The sequence below is a fragment of the Natrinema salinisoli genome (assembly GCF_020405205.1).
GTDB classification, from domain to species: Archaea; Halobacteriota; Halobacteria; order Halobacteriales; family Natrialbaceae; genus Natrinema; species Natrinema salinisoli.
In genome coordinates, this window is sequence record NZ_CP084469.1 from 2,955,917 (window position 1) to 2,974,900 (window position 18,984).

The following is an 18,984-nucleotide window of genomic DNA, read 5'->3' on the forward strand; positions in this document are numbered from 1 at the left end:
AACGACCCGATAAGCGAATTAGTCCGCCGGCCGCGGTTCCTTCGGTGCGGAGACCCCCGGGAGGCTCGGCACGGAGAGATCCACGCGCCGGAGGAACTGCGCGTTGATCGCGACGATCACCGTACTGAGCGACATGAGCAGCGCGCCGACGGCCGGCGAGAGGAGGATCCCGATCGGAGCGAGGACGCCCGCAGCGAGCGGGAGCGCGAAGACGTTGTACCCCGCGGCCCAGACGAGGTTCTGCTTCATCTTCCGGTAGCTCGCCCGGCTCAGTTTCACGAGTCGAACGACGTCCATCGGGTTGTTCTGGACGAGGATGATATCCGCCGACTGGACCGCGACGTCCGTCCCGCTGCCGATCGCGATGCCGATGTCGGCTCGCGTGAGCGCCGGGGCGTCGTTAACCCCGTCGCCGACCATCGCGACCGACTTGCCCTGCTCCTGGAGCTCCGTGATCTTCTCGTCCTTGTCCTCGGGCAGCACCTCCGCGAAGACCGTATCGATCCCGAGGTCGGCCGCGACCGCGCGGGCCACGTCTTCCGAATCGCCGGTCAGCATCGCCACCTCGAGCCCGAGTTCGTGGAGCGCGTCGACGACGCGGTAGCTCTCCTCGCGGATCACGTCCGCCAGGGCGAAGGCGGCGACGGGTTCGCCATCGCGGATCAGGTAGACCACAGTCCGGGCGTTCTCGCCGGCCCGATCGGCGAAGCGCTCGAGGTCCGCGGGCACGTCACCCTCGAGTTCCGAGAGCAGGTTCGGGCCGCCGACGTGGATCCGTTCACCGTCCACTGTCGCGCGAACCCCGCGCCCTTTCAGCGCCTCGAACTCCGTGGCGGATCCCCTCGAGACGCCGCGCTCCTCGGCCGCTTCGCGAACCGCTCGAGCGATCATGTGTTCGGAGTCGCCTTCGACGGTCGCGGCGAGTCGCAGGGCGTCCTCCTCGGAGACGCCGTCGACGGTCGCGATATCGACCACGCCCTGCTCGCCCTCGGTGAGCGTTCCGGTCTTGTCGAAGACGACGGTATCGAGGGTGCGAGCCTGCTCCATCGCGATCCGATCCCGGACGAGCATCCCGTTTCGGGCCGCCAGCGAGGTGTTGATCGCGACGACGAGCGGAATCGCCAGCCCGAGCGCGTGCGGACAGGCGATGACGAGGACGGTGACGACCCGTTCGATCACCGTCGACTCGAACCCCGTCGCGATCGTCCACGCGACGGCCGTGACGACGGCCGCGCCGAGGGCGACGTAGAACAGCCATCCCGCAGCCCGGTCGGCCAGCATTTGCGTCTGGGACTTGCTCTCCTGTGCCTCCTCGACGAGGCGCATGATCCCCGCCAGCGTCGTCTCCTCGCCCGTCGCGCTGATTCGAACCCGGAGGCTGCCGTCGCCGTTTACCGTCCCGCCGATCACCTCGTCGCCGGGCTCCTTCCCGACGGGCGTCGACTCGCCGGTGATCATCGACTCGTCGACGTCCGACTCGCCCTCCTCGAGGACGCCGTCGGCGGGCACGCTCGCGCCCGGTCGGACGAGGACGAGGTTCCCCTCCTCGAGTTCGCTCGCCGGAACCTCCTCCGTCTCGCCCTCGTCGGTGATCCGCTCGGCCGTGTCCGGCATGAGCTGGGCCAGTTCGTCGAGCGCGCTCGAGGCCCGGCGGACGCTTCGCATCTCGATCCAGTGGCCGAGCAGCATGATGTCGATCAGCGTGACGAGTTCCCAGAAGAACGCCGACTGGGTGGGGAAGACGACGCTCGCGAGGCTGTAGACGAACGCGACGGTGATCGCCATCGAGATGAGCGTCATCATCCCCGGCGTCCGATCGCGCAGTTCCGGGGCGGCCATTCGGAGGAATGGAACGCCACCGTAGGCGAAGACGATCACCGCGAAGACGGGATTGATCCACTCGCTGCCGGGGAACGCCGGCACCGAAAAGCCGAGCCACTCCTGAAGCGTCTCGCTGTAGAGGAGGACGGGGATCGAGAGCAGCGTCGAGACGAAAAACCGTCGCCGAAACATCGTCTCGTGACCGGCGTGCATGCCGCCGTCGCCGTGGTCGCCGCCGTGATCGTGGTCACCGCCGGCCTCGTGGCCGCCGTGATCCTGAGCGTCCGCTTCGGCCTGGTCTCCGCCGTGCTCCTGCCGGTCGCGGATCTCGTCGCGTCCCCGCTCGGCGTCGGCGGCCTCGTCCTCGAGTAGCGACTCCTCGACCCGGTCCGACCGGTCACCGTCGCCTCCGGTATCCGCTGGCCCCTGATCGTCTTCGCTTCGGCGGTCGTGGTCCTCCATCGGTCGGTTCTTGTCGGACGATACGCCATCGAACACCAAGATAGTGAGGCAGGCCACTCCCGAGTGAGCATCGAATTCGGACGACTCGAGGCAACCGTTCGCCGGGATGAAAAGACAATTCCCCGCCGATACCGAAGACTGTCCATATGCGAATCGCCGTTCCCAACAAGGGCCGCCTGCACGAGCCGACGATCGACCTCTTAGAGCGGGCGGGGCTCCACCTCGAGAACGGTGCCGACCGAAAGCTCTACGCGGATACCGTCGATCCCGACGTGACAGTGCTGTTCGCCCGCGCGGCCGACATCCCGGAGTACGTCGCCGACGGCGCGGCCGATCTCGGGATCACGGGGTTTGACCAGGTGCAGGAGGCGAGAGTCGACAACGTTTCGGAACTGCTCGACCTCGAGTTCGGCCGGTGCCGGCTCGTTCTAGCAGCACCCGAAGACGGCGATATCGACGGTATCGAGGATCTCGCGGGCAAGACCGTCGCCACCGAGTTCCCGAACATCACCGCGGACTTCTTCGCGGACACCGGCGTCGAGCCCGACATCGTCGAGGTTTCGGGCGCGACCGAGCTCACGCCCCACGTCGAGATGGCCGACGCGATCGTCGACATCACGAGCACCGGGACCACGCTGAAGATGAACCGACTGGCCGTCGTCGAGGACGTGCTCTCGAGTTCGGTCCGGCTCTTCGGTCGGGACGACGTCCTCGACGAGCCGAAAGTCGGCGAAGTCCGAACTGCGCTCTCCTCCGTGAAGAGCGCCGAGGGGAAGCGCTACCTGATGATGAACGTTCCCCGGGACCGACTCGAGGACGTGCGCGACGTGATTCCGGGACTCGGCGGGCCGACGATCATGGACATCGCAGACGACGAGGAGGACGGGGCGATGGTCGCCGTCCACGCCGTCGTCAACGAACGGGACGTCTTCGAGACGATCACCGAGGTCAAGGGAGCCGGCGCGAGCGATATTCTGGTCACCGAAATCGAGCGACTGGTCGAGTGATCGCGGCCGAAAGGAGGGATTACTCGACGCGGAGCTTACTCGAGCCGGGCGGCGATCGGTCGCTCGAGCGATTCGAACTCCAGGAGTGACTCGAACGCGGCACAGTTCGCCGCCGACGCGACGAGGTTCCGCACCCGATCGTAGCGGACGATATCGTGTTCTTCGAGGAGAGGAAGGTGGGTTTCACGCAGCGAGGTGTGGATGCGCTGGCGGAGTTGGTGGATCGTCGTCCCAACCGTCGGATCGTGTTCGGCGTCGGCGAGTCGTCCGACCAGCGTTTGCAATGCGATCGGATCGTCCGCGGCGAGTACGCAGCGGATCACCTCGCGTCGACGGTCGCTGTCGACCACGTGGCGGACCGTCTCTCGCGGGAGCGGGCGACGTCCCATCGCGCCGTCGCTACCGAGGTGGAACCGATCCGAACCGGCCGTCGTTCGATCTGGGTGGATCGTCATGGGCACGTGAGAGTCAGGGGTTGGATGCCGGATAAACGCGAACGGTCGTTTCATCGAATCAGGCTCGATTCAGTCGAGTCAGACCTGCTCGCACGGGATTAAACGGTCGCCAATCCGGTGGAACGGAATAGAGTGGGACGAACTGGGACCGGAACTGGCGGCCGTTCGACGGACACGTCGGTACTCTAGAGCGGTAACACGGGATTACCGACGGCTACGCTCCGATGACGGTCGGATCGAACCGATTCCGGAGCGACAAAAGCAGGCGACCGGTCGCGTTCCAACGACGCCTCTGCGACCGGACGGCACGCTGGTGGCGCGGCATCGCTCGAGTCGGTCGCGGCGACCGACCGCTAACGGCGTTACTCGAGCAGGCCCAGGTCCTCGAGCCGGGAGACGATCTTGTCGACGGCGTGTTCGGCGTCGACCGGCTTCTTGCCGCCGGTGATGACGAGCTTCCCGGAGCCAAAGAGCAGGGCGACGACTTCCGGTTCGTCGAGTCGATAGACGAGGCCGGGGAACTGCTCGGGCTCGTACTCGATGTTCTCCAGTCCCAGTCCGATGGCGATCGCGTTCAGGTTGAGGTTCCGGCCCAGATCGGCCGAGGTGACGATGTTCTGGACGACGATCTCGGGGTCCTCGTTGACCTGAATCTGGAGTTCGCGGAGCTTGTCGAAGACGATGCGCAGGCTCTCGTGGACGTCGTCGGTGCTCTTCGCGCCGGTACAGACGATCTTTCCGGAGCGGAAGATCAGGGCGGCGGATTTGGGATTCTGGGTTCGGTAGACGAGACCGGGGAACTGCTCGGGGTCGTAGTCGGCCCCCTCGAGGTCCATTGCGACGCTCTGAAGGTCGAGTTCCTGGCCGATACCGGTCGACGCCACCACGTTTTCGATGTTGATGGTATCCTTCGGATCCGTCATTAGTCGCTTAAAAAGACGTATTTAAGATTTATAAAGGTTAGTACCGCCACCTGATATATCCGGTTTATACGGTCGGCGGTCATTCCGGGAATACCCGATTTTCGGTTGTTCGACGGGTCAACGGAGTGATATTTGCCGCCGCGTTCGATCGGTCGGTCGGCGGAAAGCGGTAGGCTCATGGCCGGTCCGGAGCGATCATCGGCCGTGTATCTGCTCGAGCTCGGCGGCGAAGACGACGCGTTCGCGGCCCGCGAGGCGGCCAGCGCGGCGACCGGAATCCGCCGAATCGCACCCGGGCTCGCCGTCGCCGGGGGAATCGTCCCCGAGCGCGTCCGCGGCCTCGCCTACACGCACCGCGCGAGCGAGCTCCTCGGACGGGGCGACGCCGACCTCGCGAGCGCTCGCGCCGTCCTCGAGGCCGCGTCGATCGACCGAGAGGGGTCGGTCGCGGTCCGGGCGACGGACGTCCACGGCTCGAGCGGCGTGCGTACGGAACGGGCGGAACGCGAACTGGGACAAATCCTGGTCGACCGCGGGTTCGCCGTCGATCTCGACGAGCCCGACCACCTCCTGCGGGTCGTCTTTTCGGAGGGAGTCTTCGAGGCCGATGCGGGAGGGAACGCCCTCGAGCGCGTCGGGGGCGAGGATGACGGACCCGAGAGGCCGGCGGGAGAGCACGTCTCCGTCTGTGCGCTCGGCTGGCTCGCGGCCGAGAGCGTCCGGGATTTCGGGACGCGCCACCCGACGGACAAACCGTTCTTCCAGCCCGGGAGCATGGATCCCCTGCTCGCCCGCGCGGTCGCGAACCTCGCGGGCGCTCGAGCCGGAGCGACGGTTCTGGACCCGATGTGTGGCACGGGCGGCGTGCTCGTGGAGGCGGGGCTGGTCGGGGCGGACGTAATCGGCACCGACGCGCAGGCGAAGATGGCCCGTGGGGCGCGGGAGAACCTGCGGCACTTCCTCGAGCGGGACGAGCCCTCTCCGACCGGCCTCGAGCGGGGGTCGTGGCACGTCGGTCGGGGTGACGCGATGCGGCTCCCGCTGGTCGACGACGCCGTCGACGGCGTCGTCTTCGACGCGCCCTACGGCCGCCAGTCGAAGATCGACACGCATCGGCTCGAGGACCTCGTCTCGGGCGCGCTCGCCGAGGCCCATCGGGTCGCGCCGCGTGCGGTCGTGGTCGCCGATCGCTCGTGGGCGGGCGAGGCGCGTGCCGCCGGGTGGGAGCTCGAGGCCTCCTTCGAGCGCCGGGTGCATCAGTCGCTAACGCGGTACGTGATGGTGCTCGAGCGGCGATAATCGTCCTCGAATCAGTCGAATTCACTCGAATCGGAGACGAAGAACGCGCTGCGATCGCAGCGGCGAGGGGTTCCGCGCCCTCCTCGGCCGAGTTGTGGTTCGTCGTCGACTCGCCGCGACCGCGCGCCGCGGTGGCGCTCGCAGCTGCGACCCTACGAACTCGAGCCTTCCTCGCACAGCGCGACCGTCCGGCTCGAGTCGCCCGCGGGGAACTCGAGCGTCCGTTCGCCGGCCCCGCTCGTCAGCGTGAGCGTCAGATCGCGGGACGTCTCGACGCGGAGTTCGAGGGGTTCGGTCGTGTCGACCCGGGCGTCGTCGACGTACAGCGTGGCCGCGGTGACGGCTTCGGCCACAAGTTCGATCGCGTTCTCGGCGGGACGGTACTGGAGCGGCGGCCGCCAGCGGATTCCCTCTCGAGTGTTGGCTCTCGGTTCGGTCGATTCCGCTTCGAACTCCTCGGCGACGGGCTCGCCGTAGCCGTCGGCGAGCGACAGGACGTCGATCAGCCCGTCCTCGACGTCGCCGGCGACCGTGATATCGTGGACCCAGTACGCGCCGTCGTGGCGGATGTCGTAGGTCTCGTTGCCGAACTCGGGGACGGCGCGGTAGGTGACGCGAGCGGGCAGGCGGTCGACGGTGGCGTCGCCGAGGTGGTCCCGACCCGGCCCCCACTCGTCCTTCGCGAAGAAGGAGAAGTGGTCGTCCTCCGGGAACGAGTCGAGCCGGTGGCGGTACCCGTGCTCGACGAGGTCGTCGCGGTAGTTACGGACGCCCGCGTAGGGGACGAGTTCGTCGAGCATTCCGGCCCACATGAGCAGCGGGACGTGGCGCAGATTGTCAGTCACGCGCATCATATTCTGCGGGTTCTCGGAGGAACTCGAGTACTCGCCGTAGAGCCCGTCCGTCGGCGCGCCGAGGATCGACTCGTCCGCCGGGCCGACGACGGCGTAGCCGCGCGCGAACAGATCGGGATACAGCGAACCCATGCGGTAGGTCCCGTGGCCTCCCATCGAGTAGCCGCTGACGGAGACGCGGTCCGAATCGATGTCGTACCGGGCCCGCAGATCCGCCCAGGCCTCGAAGAGGTCCAGTTCGGCCTCGTTCTTCCACCAGCCCGCCGGGCCGCGGCCGTGGGGCATCAATACGATCGCGTCGCGCTGTTCGCCGAGCTGAGCGAGCATGTTCGGCGACGCCGAGTACTGGTTGTAGTTCTGGCCAAGCGAGTGCAACAGCACCAGAAGCCCCGACGGTTCGCCGGGCTCGTAGCTCTCCGGTACGTAGACGGAGTAGGGTTGCACCCGGCTCTGGTACACCTCGCGGGGCTCCTCGAGGTCGATCCCCGCCCCGAGATCGTACCGCGAGGCGTAGAGCCGGTTGTGATAGCCCGCTCGCGGGACCGATCGGTCGACGTCGCCGTCCGCGAGCCGGCCGAAGTCGACGTCGGCACCGAGTGCGGAAACGTCGCGCTCGGAGAGCGCCTCGGCCTGTCCCGCTGCACGCCACATCCCCTCGCCGTCCGAGAGGAGCGTCGTGTAGTCCCCCGTCTCGGAGAGGGCGTCCCGGTCCTCCTCGCGCGACTCGAGCGGTTCGTCCGCGACGGTCCGGAACCCGACGTCGTAGACCGGCGGCTCGTTCGCGTCGAACGGGCCCGAATCGCGGGAGAATCCACCGTCTCCGTCGTGAACCCCGGACACCGCGTAGTGACGCCACGTCTCCCGGCCGGGCTCGAGGGGCACCTCGATTTCCAGCTGATTGCGCTCGGGATCGACCGCGACCGCGTCGTCGGGCAGCGGTTCGCCGTCCAGCGTCGCGCCGGTACCCCAGGTCGCGACCACGTGGTCGACGCCGGCGCCCAGGTCACCGAGACCGTGTCTCCAGTCGGTGCGATCGCCGCCCCCGGTATCGATCCCGAGAGCGATGATCGCGGCGTCGGACTCGACCATCGCGTTCAGTGCGATCCGGTAGGCGATCCCGTCCGCCGTCGACCGGACGCGGACCTCGAGGATATCCGCGGCGTTGTTCGCGTAACGGTCCCCGTCCGGATAGCTGCGCTCGTTGTTCGCCCCGCGGTCGTCGAACGGCCACGCCTGCGCGAGGAACTCGCCGTCGGCGTAGGCGGTCCGGCCGCAGACGAGCAGGGGATCCGCGCTCCAGCCGTCGGTCGGCTCGAGTTCCGGCGGCGTCACGGGGTCGTCGTACAGCACGTCGGGGCCGGGTCGCGGCGACTCGAGGTGGTCGGCACCGGGACAGCCGTCGGGCTCGGCGGCAACGCCCGTCGGGCCGGTACCAGCACCGAGTAGGCCGCCGGCGGAGGCCGCACCGAGGGCGCGGAGCACGCGTCGACGGGACGATTCATTCTCGATCTCGTGGTCGGTAGGGGCTGTGCGTTCATAACCCATACCACCCCTGGCACGATTCCGACAAAAGGCATTGTGACAATTCCATCCAAGAGAACTGTTCGCATTCCTCGAGCGGATGAGAACGGGGGATCGGGTTAGCTGTCGAACTCGTGGACGCGATCCCGAAGTCGCGCTCCTTCCTCGGACTCAACGGAAAGGTCGGGTACGGGGACCTTCTCGCCGTTTTCGTCGATCGCGACGAACGTGAACGTGGACTCGGTGGTCTTCTCGGTCTCGCCGCTGCGGGGTTCCTCCCGCCACGCGCGCAGCGCGACGTGGACGCTCGTCCGGCCGGCGTCGTAGACGTAGGCCTCGACGAGGGCCGTATCGCCGATCTGAATCGGCCGCTCGAAGTCGAGTTCGTTCACGCGGGCGGTGACGCAGGTCTCGCCGGCGAAGCGCATCGCAGACATCGCGCTCACCTCGTCGAGCCACTTCATCAGGTTGCCGCCGTGGAGCGTGTCGTTGTTGTTCGCGTGGTTGGGCTGCACGCGAAATCGGTTCCGGATGTGCGTCTCGAGAAGCGTGGGCATACCCGCCCTTCGTCCGGCGATCGGAAAACGACCCGTGCCGTCACGATATTGGCCGGTGAATCCCGTTCCTTCTTGAGGGTCGTCTCTAAATCGGGGGCCATGGTTGACCTCACGCTGGCCTGGTTCGGACTCGGTGCCACCGTCGTCTTGCTGTGTTGTAGCGCCTTCTTCTCGAGCGCGGAAACCGCGATCTTCACCCTCCCGATGGCGTGGGTCGACGAGCAGGCAGCGACCGACGATCCGCGGGCGGGCGTGCTCAAGGGGTTACGGGACGACCCACACCGGTTGCTGGTGACGGTTCTGGTCGGCAACAACGTCGTCAACGTCGCCCTCTCGAGCATCGTGACGGTCGTCTTCGCCACCTACCTGCCGACCGGCATCGCCGTCACTGCCGCGACGGTGGCCGTCAGCGTCGTCATCCTCGTCTTCGGCGAGATCGTCCCGAAGTCCTACGGACTGGGCAATGCCCAGGGGTGGGCGATGCGGGTCGCCCGACCGGTCTCGCTGGTCGAGCGCGCACTGTCGCCGCTGGTGACCGTCTTCGACGTCGTGACCGGGTGGATCAGCGACCGCCTCGGCGGGACGACCGATCTCGAGAAGCCGTACGTCGATTGAAAAACGAGCCGGCCAGTCGTCCGGGACAGTCAGGCGTCCCGGCCGAGTTCCGCCAGCAGATGCGAGACGTGAACTCGATCGCTCGTGCCTTCGTGCATCTCGAAATCGATGTCCGCGGCCAACTGGTGGATCTCGGCGAGCTGGTCGCCCTGATACCGCTTGCGAGCGATGCGGAGGATCGCCTCGAGCACCTCGTTGCCGTCCAACCCTTCGTCGACGAGCAGGTCGTCGAGAGTCGACCGTGCGTCCGTAAATTCGCCGGCTTCGGCGTCGTCGAGCATCGACTCGATCTCCTCGTCCAGACCGACCTCGCCGATCGTCTCGTAGGCCGCGCTCATCGTGAGCTCGCCCTCGTCCTCGACGGTCGTCTGGGCAGCCAGAATCGCCTGCCGGAGGTTGCCGTTGGCATAGCCCGCGACGAACTCGAGGCTGTCGTCGTCGTAGTCGACGCCCTCGGCCTCGACGATTCGCTCGAGGACGGTGACGATCTCCTCGCTGGTCGGCGAGGGGAAGGAGACGGGGAAACACCGCGAGCGGATCGGCGGGATGAGCTTGGTGGGCTGGCGCGTCGCGACGATGAACTGCGTCGTCCGGTGGTGTTGCTCCATGATCCGGCGCAGGGCCTGCTGGAAGTCCTCGCGGACGTCCTCGGCGTTGTCCAGGAGGACCGTCGTGTAGCCGCCCGAAACGGGCGCGTAACTCGCGGACTCCTTGAGGACGTGGTTGATCATGTCCCGCTTGGACATCGAGGAGCGACCGACGAGGAAGTGCTCGAAGCGGGGATCGTTCTTGATCTCGGTCTTGGTCCGGCCGAAGAAGTCGGCGACGTTGATCTCGACGAAATCGTTGTCAGGGTCCTCGTGTGCCTCGCGGGCCAGTGCGCGCGCCGCCGCGGTCTTCCCGCTCCCGGGCGGTCCCTGCAGGAGGAGGTTGATCGGCTCCTCGACCGCTCGCTGTAAGTACTCGCGAGCGTCGTCCTGTGGCAACTCGGCCAGCTCCGGGGCGTGGGTTTCGGTCCACAGCGGCGCGTCCATCGCCAGCGGATAGGGCCGGTACGGGTAAGAATCGGTCGGTTATCGATCGGTCCGCTATCCGCCGGTCGACTCGTTCCCGGTACTGCCGTCGCTCGAGCCGTCGCCCGCGTCCGCGAGCGTGAACGTCGTTCGGACCGGCTCGCCCTCGTGTTCGATCGGCGACGCGGAATCGACATCGCCCGGAGCGCCGCCGTAGAGCGTCGCCGTCAGTTCGTCGTCCTCGGCGACGGAGGCGTTCTCCGAGAGATCGACGGTGACGTTCTCGTGTTCGCCGGGCTCGAGTTCGCCGCTCGTTCCCAGTACCGTGCCGTTCCGTTCGACGGCGACGAACCCCGTCTCGGGGATCGCGGCGGCGACCGTCACGCTCTCATTGCCTGCGTCGTCGACGGTGACGCTCGGATCGGTGTGGAACTCGAGTTCGATCGGCGCGACCGCGCCGTCAGCGTCGGTGTAGACGCCGATCGTCCGGTTTCCGGGCGCTGCACCGCTCGTGTCCGTCTCGAACGTCACCGTCCGCGATTCGCCGCCTTCGAGTTCGAGCACCTGCCGCTCGAAGACCGCTCCGTCGATGCGAACCGTGATGGCCTGTTGGGTCTGGAACTCGGTCGGGTTGCGAATCTCGGCACTGAGTTCGATGGTCTCGTTCGTCGTCGCGTTCGCGGGCGCGTCGATCGAGTCCACGACGAAGGAGTCGCCTCCGATGGGTTCCTCGCTCGTCGTCACCGTCGCGGTGTCGCTGACTGGGAACCCGTCCTCGAGGTAAGGGCGATCCTCCTCGCCGTCGGTCGCCTCGTACGCGTAGCCGTCCTGCTCCGAGGTGTCTCGGTGGACCGTCGCCGTGAGCTGGCCGACGAGTTCGCGGGGCGCCTCGTCGTCGCGCTCGACGGTGACGTTCTCGTGGCTGCCGGATTCGAGGCGGTCGGAGACGGCGAGCGTCTCGCCGCCACTGCCAGTGATGACGACGTAGCCACCGTCCGACAGGGAGACGGACTGAATCGTGACGTTGGTCCCGTCGCCCTGTTGATCCTCGAACGTGATCGAGGCCTCGGGATCCTGCTCGACGCCGAAGATGGCGGGCGCCTGGCCGACGATGATACCGGCCGCGAGTACGACCGCGATCGCGATCAGGATGGCGATGATCCGCTTGAGCGTCCCGAACGTCAATCTCGAACTCATTGGGTGTCGTCGGTTGTCGTTTCGTACCGGACGAAGGTAAAATGCGCCGTCCGTTCGCAGGACGGTGGCTCGTTCCGCGACGGGTTGCCCGAATAGGCGCCAGTTACGACAGTTCACCCGCCCCGTTCGTCGTTGGAACTGACGCTGCGCCGGAAAAAGATTCCAACGCTCGAGACGGGATCAGTAGCCGACTTAACCCCGATCGACCGCGGTTCCCAGGTACTGAGGCTGGTGGGACGAGCGAGATTGACGCTCGAGCGATCCGAAGCCGGTTTAGTCGCGGCCCGCGGAGCGTGTACCGATGCCACTGCGCGTGACGTTTCTGGGGACAGCGGGGGCGATTCCGACGACCGAGCGGAATCCGAGTAGCGTCTTCGTCGCCCGGGACGGCGAGGGGTTGTTGTTCGACGCCGGCGAGGGAACCCAGCGTCAGATGATGCGGTTCGGGACGGGATTTTCGGTCTCGCACCTGTTCGTCACGCACCTCCACGGCGATCACGTGCTCGGGATTCCGGGCCTGCTCCAGACGATGGCCTTCAACGATCGCGAGGAGCCCCTCGCGATCCATACGCCCCACGGCACGCGCGGCCAGCTGAAATCGCTCGTGAACGCGCTCGGGAACCGGCCCTCGTTTCCCGTGCGGATCAGCGAGGTCGGCGGCGGCGACGTCGCCTACCGCGCCGACGAGTACGAGGTCCGCGCGTTCGACACCGACCACGACACCCGGTCGGTCGGCTACGCGCTCGTCGAAGACGACCGCAAGGGCCGGTTCGACCGCGAGCGCGCCGAAGAACTCGGCGTCCCGGTCGGTCCCAAGTTCTCGCGGCTTCACGAGGGCGAGTCCGTCGAACTCGAGGACGGCACCGTCGTTGACCCCGAGCAGGTGGTCGGCGAGCCCCGCCCCGGCCGCTCGATCGTGTACACCGGCGACACCCGCCCCGCGGAGGCGACGATCGAGGTCGCCGACGACCCGGACCTGCTGATTCACGACGCGACCTTCGCCGACGATCGCGCCGATCGAGCGACCGACACGGCTCACTCGACGGCTCGACAGGCCGCCGAAATCGCAAACCGGGCGGGCGCGGACCGGCTCGCACTGATGCACCTCTCCTCCCGGTACGCTGGCAACACCGACGATCACGAACGGGAGGCCCGCGAGGTATTCGAGGGAACGGCGTTCGTCCCCCACGACGGTGAGAAACTCGAACTTCCGTACCTCGACGACTGATCGATCGCCCGTTCGGCCGGCGTTCGAGACAGCTCCGGGAGCGCTGACGACTCGTGTCCGATCCGCTTCGATGGCGATCCGACCTCAGATCTCCTCGAGCAACTCGAGGATGTCCGAGAAGCCGAAACGGCCGTTCCCGTCGAAGTCGAACTTCTCGGGGTTGTTCCGGACGCCGTCCGAATCCCGGTGCTCGAAGAGGGCGTTGACGTCGCCGTGAGTCGTCTCGTTGTCCCCGTTGACGTCCTCGTACAGACCGTCGTCGTCGAGATCCCGGGCCTCGTACTCGCCGACCGAGATCGTGTCGTGGCCGGACCCGCCGCTCTTCTCGTCGACGATCGCCGCGTACTCCTCGATGAGGTGGCCGGACTCGCTCGCGTAGAGCTGGAACCCGTCGTGGTCCTGGGTTTCTTCGAGGACGACTTGCCACGGGAGGACGGCGTTGCAATCGTACTCGTCGGCGACGTCGTACCACGACGCGAGCGTCTCGTTTTTCGTCTCGAGGTCGTGCTGGGTGTCGTCGACGTTGAACTCGCCGAGGTAGGCGGGCTTGCCGATCTCCTCGTGGGCGTCGACGACGCGGTTCCGGATGTACGCCGCCCCCTCCTCGAGCGGGAAATTCCAGTGATCCGGATACAGGTGGAACGAGCAGGCGTCGATCGTCTCGATCGAGTGGTGGTCGACGTAGTCCTGCCCGTCCCAGTTGCCGTCCGGGTACTCGTCCTCCCGGGTTCCGTAGTAGTGGCCCTCCGACCCCGTCGAGACGAGGTGATTCCCGTCGAGGTCGTTGACGTACGTCGACATGTCTTCGAACCAGGTCCCGAGGATCTCGCGGTGTTCGGGCGACTCGAGGGAGTCCATGTCGTCGGGGACGTCGTCCTGCTCGAGGCGCGGTTCGTTGGCCAGTTCCCAGAGTGCGATGGTGGGATCCTCGCGCCACTCGATTCCGCTGATCGAGTTCTCCCGTGTGAGGATGGTTTCGACGTGGGTACGGTACATCTCCCGGGTTTCGTCCATCGTGTAGAACTCGTAGCGCGACTCGCCCCCGGCCCACTCGGCGTACTGGAGCATGCCGCCCTCGTGGTCCCAGTTGTCCACGAGCGTCGCGATGAGCCTGATGCCCCGCTCCCTGGCCGCTTCGATCAGGTAATCGAGGTTCTGGAGGGCCTCCTCGTTGTACTCGCCGGGTTCGGGCTGGAGTGCGAGGGGACCGTCTTTCCCCTCGCCGTGCGCCCAGAACCGGACGAGGTCGATCCCCAGCTCCTGGTAGAGATCCAGGACGTCGTCGATGCGTTGCCTGGTTCCCTCGTATTCGTGGGTGATCCAGAAGTTGTTCGCCCCGTTGAAGTAGACCGGTTCGCCGTCGACGACGAACTCGGTTCCGTCGGTCTCGACGAACGCGAGGTCGTCGGGGTCGGTCATCGGCTCCGCGGCTGCCGCTGCAGTGCCGATGCCCGTCGAGGCGATCGCCGCACCGGCGCCGATCGCTTTGACGAAGCGGCGACGGGTGTGCTGTGCTGTTCGATCAGTCGTGCGACCGTCCGCAATCGATTCGTTCCTGGTCATGTGTATCGGGATTCGTCTTCGCCGAGCGGTCGCTGTGGGTCACCGGACACACGCACGCGTACCGAGCGATCGGTAAGTGGTCGATCCGTGACTGGCGATCGCCAGTGCTCGCGTTGCTCGTTCGGCATCCGGTTTCGCACGTCGTCCGCGTTCCGGGACCGGCCGAGAGTTGGGAGCCGGTAACGGCGATTCCGTCTCGGCTCCCGTTCTCGGTCCGACTACACTCGCTCTACCCCGTATTTGTACAAGTATTTTTATTAGGAAATAATTCGTTTTCCTCGGCCATATGTAATTTTTCTGTCCTCCCGCGACCCCGTTCAGAGCTCCTCGAGCAACTCGAGGATGTCCGAGAAACCGAAACGACCGTTGCCGTCGAAGTCGAACTTCTCGGGGTTGTTCTGGACGCCCTCGGAGTTCCGATGTTCGAACAGAGCGTTGACGTCCCCGTGGGTCGTCTCGTTGTCCCCGTTGACGTCCTCGTAGCGGCCGTCGCCGTCCCTGTCGTAGGCCCTGTGGTCGCCCAGATCGATCCAGTCGGAGTCGCCGCCGCCGACGAACGTGTCGTCTTTCGTGTCCTCGAGCCACTCCCGAACGAACCAGCCCATCTGTTCGGGGTCGTCTTTCAGTTCCCACGGTTCGGCGGCCCCCTCGCCGGGCGAGTCGAAGAAGGTCGGAGCCCACGTGTCGTCGAAACACCAGGCGAGCCAGCCCATGTTCTCGTAGGACTCCATCCACTCGCGAACGGGTTCTCCCCAGTCGCTCGTCGTGCCGGAATCGACGTTTTCTTCGAATTCCTCGGCGGGATCCCACCCGAATTCGGTGACGACCACTGGGACGTCATCGGCCGGCGCACCGTACTCCGGATCGAACGGGCCGACCTCCTCGGTGTCGCCTTCCGACCCCCGTTCGACCGTCTCGTAGGGGAGTCCGTGGGCCGGATAGATGTGGGCGGCGTAGATCAGGTTCTCGCCCTCGAAGGGGTACTCGGGGGCGAACTTGGTCCGAGAGGTCCAGTCGGGTGAGCCGATGACGATCGGCGTCTCGGGAGCGTCGTTCCGAATCAGGTCGACCCACGACTGCGCGGTATCGCGCCACAGCAACCACTCGTCTTCGCGCGTCCGAATATCCGGCCCGTGCTCCCCGTACGACGACCACGTGACTGGGAGCGTCGGTTCGTTGTACAGTTCGAAGAGGACGTTCTCGTCGTCGGCGAAGGCCGGGGCGACCGCGCCCCAGAACTCCGTCAACAGGTCGTCGGTGTCGACGTGTGGATCGAACCCGAGGCCGTCGAGGCTATCGGCCCACCCGTCGTCGACCATTCCTTCCCCGTGGGCCATCGCCTCCACGTACGGTCGAATGAGGTGGAAGTCGATCATCGCGTAGACCCCCCGGTCGGCCAGCAGGTCGACGGCCGGCCGCAACAGGTCCTCCACGATGTAGTCCGTTCCCTCTTCGTGGACCGCGTCCTCCCCGACCGGGAGCCTGACGACGTTCGGATGCCACCGGTCCCCGTCGGTCGCGTGCTCGAGGATCTCCCGCTGACTCTTCGGGAACCACGACGCGTCGATGTAATCCAGCGACGCCGGCGAGAGGCCGCGAAGTTTCACTCGCTTCCCGTCCTCGGTGACGATCCACTTGCCGTCGGTTCCCAGTCGCGGCGTCGGGTTGTCCACGGCCGCTACCGATCCCGACAGCCCGCCGAGTGCGAGCCCGGCCGCGCCGACGCCCGCCGCTTTCACGAACGTCCGTCGCGTCGGTCGGAGCGATCCCCGATCTCCCCGTTCTGGTTGCCGATTCTCTCCCGTAGTGTTATGATCTACCATATTTACTATCACGCATGGTTCGAAGTCAAATATAACTTACTCAAGCGTGTAATAAAATGTCGCTCGAGCGCGGATACTGTGCGAGTGCGACGCTACTGGAACGGGGTCTCGACTGCGGTCGCTCGTATCCCGAAGCGCTCTGCGTTATATCCGCTCGAGCAACTCGAGGATGTCCGAGAAGCCGAAGCGGCCGTTGCCGTCGAAGTCGAACTTCTCGGGGTTGTTCTGGACGCCGTCGGCGTTTCGGTTCTCGAAGAGGGCGTTGACGTCGCCGTGGGTCGTCTCGTTGTCCCCGTTGACGTCCTCGTAACGGCCGTCGCCGTCGAGATCCCGCGCCTCGTACTCGCCGACCGATATCGTCTCGTTGCCGTCGCCGCCGTCGTCCCCGTCACCGATTGTCCGCGTGTCGAAGGGAACCTTGTCGTTTTTGTGCTCCTCGAGCATCTGCTTGATGTAGACGCCGCTGTCCTCGCCCCCGATCAGGTCCCACTCGCAGGGAAGCTCGTCGCATCCGACCGGGAGGTCCTCGAAGGGCGTGTCGTAGAAGTTGTCGTTGACGAGGTCGAGTTCGCCCTCTTCCGGCGCGTTCGGGTTGTCGAACATCTTCGGCAGCCAGCGGACGTCGGCACACCAGCCGACCCAGCTGATTCGGTCGTCCTGCTCGACCTGGTCGAGGAACGGAACACCGTACTCGGGGAGCGTCCCCTGCCCGGTGGTCGTCCCGCGCAGCCAGTGGGAGACGTCCGCGTCGTTGATCCAGCCGAACTCGGTGATCGCGACGGGGTGGTGCTCCATCGCGTTCTGCAGACCCGCCGCCTCGTAGGCTTCCCAGCCGTAACACTCCTGCTCGTAGGGGTCGTCCTCCACCGGGAGATAGGGGCTCTCGAGGTCCTCGCCGGTTTCGGCCTCGACCGCGTCGGGGCTCTGGTAGTTCGTGTCGTTGAACCAGTTGTTCATCTGGCTGACGTCGTGGCCCGCGTAGTTGTGCCAGGTGACGGCGATGTTGTCGTAGCCCGCGTCGTTGAAGTTCCGCCAGTGAAGCGCCTGCACCGACTGACACCAGCCGGGGACGCCGACCAGCAGGACGCGATCGGACTGGTACTCCCTGATCTTCTCGATGATCGGTCCCATGAACTGATCGAGGAACGTGTCCCAGAGGGGCTTCTGCTTGAACGCCCCGCAACCCTCGACGGGACCCCAGATCCCCGGCGCGGTCGGCTCGTTGTACGGCTCGAAGAGCACGTGCTCCATCTCGCCGTAGCGCTCGGCCACCACGTCCCAGAACATGAGGACTTCGTCGAGCAGCTCCTGGTTGACCGTCCAGTTCTCGTACGCGTACGGCGTGCCCTCGAGGTTGCCCTCGCTAATCCCTTCGACGTAGTCGTCACCGGGCGTGTTCTCGATGTACGTCTGGTCGACGTACCCCCAGGAGCCGGGCGCGTCCTTGCCGAACATCTCGTGGCTGTTGTACGCCCAGTAGTTCGTGTACTCGCTGTTGTAGGGCAGGTGGTTCTCGGCGTAGGCGGGTTCCTCGATGCCCGGCGGCTGCTCGTGCCAGTGGCGGTGGTAGTCGACGATGCAGTAGACGCCGCGCTCCTTGCAGCGTTCGACGATCGGGTCGTAGTAGTTCTCGAGGTAGTCCTCGAGTTCTTCTCGCGTGAACGCCTGTGGCTGTGCCGGGCGCTGCTTGCGCCGGTCGTCGTCGACCGCCTGGGGCGACTCGAGTTCGCCGTACTCGTACTCGGGTCCGGTGTGTCCCATCGGGTGGTGCGAACCGTCGTCCTTCGTGCCGATGTCCTGTGGCTGTGCGGGAACCCGGATAACCCGCGGGTGCCAGCCGGCTTCGTTGTTCGTGACCATATCGAGGAGCTGTTCCGGCGTCTTCCCGCGGAGGTTCCGCGTCCGGTGGAGCCGCTTCGGATCGGGAATGCTGAGCCCCCGCATTTTGAACGTCTCGCCGTCCTCGTTGACGATTCGGTTGTCGTCGCTGACCGTCAGGTCCTGGAACTCGTCGAGCCCGCCGGCCGCCGCACTGCCGGCGAAGCCGGCGCTCATCCCGAGGCCGGCGACGCCCGCGGCGGCGGTCGTTCGCATCACGCTACGCCGAGTGAGGTTGATCGGCGACGTCGCGTCGTCCTCCGTCCGCTTCAGTACACTTCGTCGCGTGCTCTCGTTCGTCGGTTCGTCCGTCTGCTGCGCGTTATCAGTCTGTTTCATTGTCATTTCGTCGATCGGATCCGCGTGCGTCCGTCACGGGTCGTCCGCGATATCTGCGAAGATCCACCCACAAGTCTTCTTTCTACCACATTAAAATTAACTAGAGTAGTAGAAGAAATTATTGTTACGCGCCTTGTTGTAACATTCCATACACGTAACCGCCCGACCGTGCTCCTCGAAGGGCAGCGGCGAGCCCGTACCCACGATCTCGCATCTCGACGACCGCGATCGCATTCTGGAACGGCCTTCGGCCCGCGTCTGGACGACGATCTCGAGAGCGTCGGTCCGACGAGTGTCGCTGTATTCGTCGGCCGCCTGTTCTCGGTCGGTAGTCCGGGCAGTACCAGTCCGGTCGGATCGCCACCCACACGAGTGGCCTCGCGATCCAGATCGAACCGGCCGCCGGTTCGGACTCCGAGTACAGCCGAC

General features: G+C 66.0%; 14 protein-coding genes. 4 read left to right on the forward strand and 10 right to left on the reverse strand.

Features of this window, described 5'->3' with window-relative positions; genetic code table 11:
- Window positions 1–18 precede the first annotated feature (18 nt).
- Complete coding sequence (locus LDB05_RS14595) at window positions 19–2,283, reverse strand: copper-translocating P-type ATPase (RefSeq protein ID WP_425498571.1); 2,265 nt, start codon at window positions 2,281–2,283, stop codon at window positions 19–21.
- A gap of 146 nt (window positions 2,284–2,429) precedes the next feature.
- Between LDB05_RS14595 and hisG the strand changes: the two genes are divergently transcribed.
- Window positions 2,430–3,290 carry an ATP phosphoribosyltransferase gene (gene hisG, locus LDB05_RS14600; protein ID WP_226004722.1) on the forward strand — a complete coding sequence of 287 codons (861 nt, stop codon included), beginning with the start codon at window positions 2,430–2,432 and terminating at the stop codon, window positions 3,288–3,290.
- A 35-nt stretch (window positions 3,291–3,325) separates the two neighbouring features.
- Here the strand turns inward: hisG and LDB05_RS14605 are convergent, their stop codons facing one another.
- Both LDB05_RS14605 and LDB05_RS14610 read right to left on the reverse strand, forming a co-directional pair.
- Window positions 3,326–3,745: a DUF7344 domain-containing protein gene (locus LDB05_RS14605; protein ID WP_226007917.1), complete on the reverse strand. Its 420-nt coding sequence runs from the start codon at window positions 3,743–3,745 to the stop codon at window positions 3,326–3,328.
- Window positions 3,746–4,107: 362 nt separating this feature from the next.
- A complete protein-coding gene (locus LDB05_RS14610) occupies window positions 4,108–4,668 on the reverse strand; it encodes a TATA-box-binding protein (protein WP_007109921.1) in 561 nt (186 codons plus the stop codon).
- 204 nt (window positions 4,669–4,872) lie between these two features.
- Between LDB05_RS14610 and LDB05_RS14615 the strand changes: the two genes are divergently transcribed.
- Window positions 4,873–5,967 (forward strand): TIGR01177 family methyltransferase, encoded by a 1,095-nt coding sequence (locus LDB05_RS14615; RefSeq protein WP_226004723.1) that lies wholly within the window; start codon window positions 4,873–4,875, stop codon window positions 5,965–5,967.
- A 152-nt stretch (window positions 5,968–6,119) separates the two neighbouring features.
- On the opposite strand, the gene LDB05_RS14620 is transcribed toward LDB05_RS14615, so the two are convergent.
- Both LDB05_RS14620 and LDB05_RS14625 read right to left on the reverse strand, forming a co-directional pair.
- Window positions 6,120–8,366, reverse strand: a complete 2,247-nt coding sequence (locus tag LDB05_RS14620; RefSeq protein WP_226004724.1) for a carboxylesterase family protein — start codon at window positions 8,364–8,366, stop codon at window positions 6,120–6,122.
- A 95-nt stretch (window positions 8,367–8,461) separates the two neighbouring features.
- A complete protein-coding gene (locus LDB05_RS14625; RefSeq protein WP_226004725.1) occupies window positions 8,462–8,899 on the reverse strand; it encodes an acyl-CoA thioesterase in 438 nt (145 codons plus the stop codon).
- 99 nt (window positions 8,900–8,998) lie between these two features.
- Between LDB05_RS14625 and LDB05_RS14630 the strand changes: the two genes are divergently transcribed.
- Window positions 8,999–9,514: a CNNM domain-containing protein gene (locus tag LDB05_RS14630; RefSeq protein ID WP_226004726.1), complete on the forward strand. Its 516-nt coding sequence runs from the start codon at window positions 8,999–9,001 to the stop codon at window positions 9,512–9,514.
- Between the two features lie 29 nt (window positions 9,515–9,543).
- Here the strand turns inward: LDB05_RS14630 and LDB05_RS14635 are convergent, their stop codons facing one another.
- Window positions 9,544–10,548, reverse strand: a complete 1,005-nt coding sequence (locus tag LDB05_RS14635; protein WP_226004727.1) for an AAA family ATPase — start codon at window positions 10,546–10,548, stop codon at window positions 9,544–9,546.
- A gap of 54 nt (window positions 10,549–10,602) precedes the next feature.
- Entirely contained in the window at window positions 10,603–11,724 is a 1,122-nt protein-coding gene (locus tag LDB05_RS14640) for a DUF7282 domain-containing protein (RefSeq protein ID WP_226004728.1), read from the reverse strand.
- Window positions 11,725–12,025: 301 nt separating this feature from the next.
- Between LDB05_RS14640 and rnz the strand changes: the two genes are divergently transcribed.
- Window positions 12,026–12,952: a ribonuclease Z gene (rnz, locus tag LDB05_RS14645; protein WP_226004729.1), complete on the forward strand. Its 927-nt coding sequence runs from the start codon at window positions 12,026–12,028 to the stop codon at window positions 12,950–12,952.
- An 84-nt stretch (window positions 12,953–13,036) separates the two neighbouring features.
- Here the strand turns inward: rnz and LDB05_RS14650 are convergent, their stop codons facing one another.
- From LDB05_RS14650 to LDB05_RS14660, 3 genes are all read right to left on the reverse strand, one after another.
- Complete coding sequence (locus tag LDB05_RS14650; RefSeq protein WP_226004730.1) at window positions 13,037–14,515, reverse strand: glycoside hydrolase 5 family protein; 1,479 nt, start codon at window positions 14,513–14,515, stop codon at window positions 13,037–13,039.
- A 317-nt stretch (window positions 14,516–14,832) separates the two neighbouring features.
- Complete coding sequence (locus tag LDB05_RS14655) at window positions 14,833–16,338, reverse strand: glycoside hydrolase family 5 protein (RefSeq protein WP_226004731.1); 1,506 nt, start codon at window positions 16,336–16,338, stop codon at window positions 14,833–14,835.
- A gap of 144 nt (window positions 16,339–16,482) precedes the next feature.
- Window positions 16,483–18,555 carry a cellulase family glycosylhydrolase gene (locus tag LDB05_RS14660; protein WP_226004732.1) on the reverse strand — a complete coding sequence of 691 codons (2,073 nt, stop codon included), beginning with the start codon at window positions 18,553–18,555 and terminating at the stop codon, window positions 16,483–16,485.
- Window positions 18,556–18,984: the final 429 nt, after the last annotated feature.

Bases quoted from the DNA above. Each gene is read 5' to 3' on its own strand.
- rnz (WP_226004729.1), top strand. From the start codon at position 12,026: ATGCCACTGCGCGTGACGTTTCTGGGGACAGCGGGGGCGATTCCGACG.
- LDB05_RS14605 (WP_226007917.1), bottom strand. From the start codon at position 3,745: ATGACGATCCACCCAGATCGAACGACGGCCGGTTCGGATCGGTTCCAC.
- hisG (WP_226004722.1), top strand. From the start codon at position 2,430: ATGCGAATCGCCGTTCCCAACAAGGGCCGCCTGCACGAGCCGACGATC.
- LDB05_RS14655 (WP_226004731.1), bottom strand. From the start codon at position 16,338: ATGGTAGATCATAACACTACGGGAGAGAATCGGCAACCAGAACGGGGA.
- LDB05_RS14630 (WP_226004726.1), top strand. From the start codon at position 8,999: ATGGTTGACCTCACGCTGGCCTGGTTCGGACTCGGTGCCACCGTCGTC.
- LDB05_RS14660 (WP_226004732.1), bottom strand. From the start codon at position 18,555: ATGAAACAGACTGATAACGCGCAGCAGACGGACGAACCGACGAACGAG.
- LDB05_RS14625 (WP_226004725.1), bottom strand. From the start codon at position 8,899: ATGCCCACGCTTCTCGAGACGCACATCCGGAACCGATTTCGCGTGCAG.
- LDB05_RS14650 (WP_226004730.1), bottom strand. From the start codon at position 14,515: ATGACCAGGAACGAATCGATTGCGGACGGTCGCACGACTGATCGAACA.
- LDB05_RS14595 (WP_425498571.1), bottom strand. From the start codon at position 2,283: ATGGAGGACCACGACCGCCGAAGCGAAGACGATCAGGGGCCAGCGGAT.
- LDB05_RS14640 (WP_226004728.1), bottom strand. From the start codon at position 11,724: ATGAGTTCGAGATTGACGTTCGGGACGCTCAAGCGGATCATCGCCATC.
- LDB05_RS14610 (WP_007109921.1), bottom strand. From the start codon at position 4,668: ATGACGGATCCGAAGGATACCATCAACATCGAAAACGTGGTGGCGTCG.
- LDB05_RS14620 (WP_226004724.1), bottom strand. From the start codon at position 8,366: ATGGGTTATGAACGCACAGCCCCTACCGACCACGAGATCGAGAATGAA.
- LDB05_RS14635 (WP_226004727.1), bottom strand. From the start codon at position 10,548: ATGGACGCGCCGCTGTGGACCGAAACCCACGCCCCGGAGCTGGCCGAG.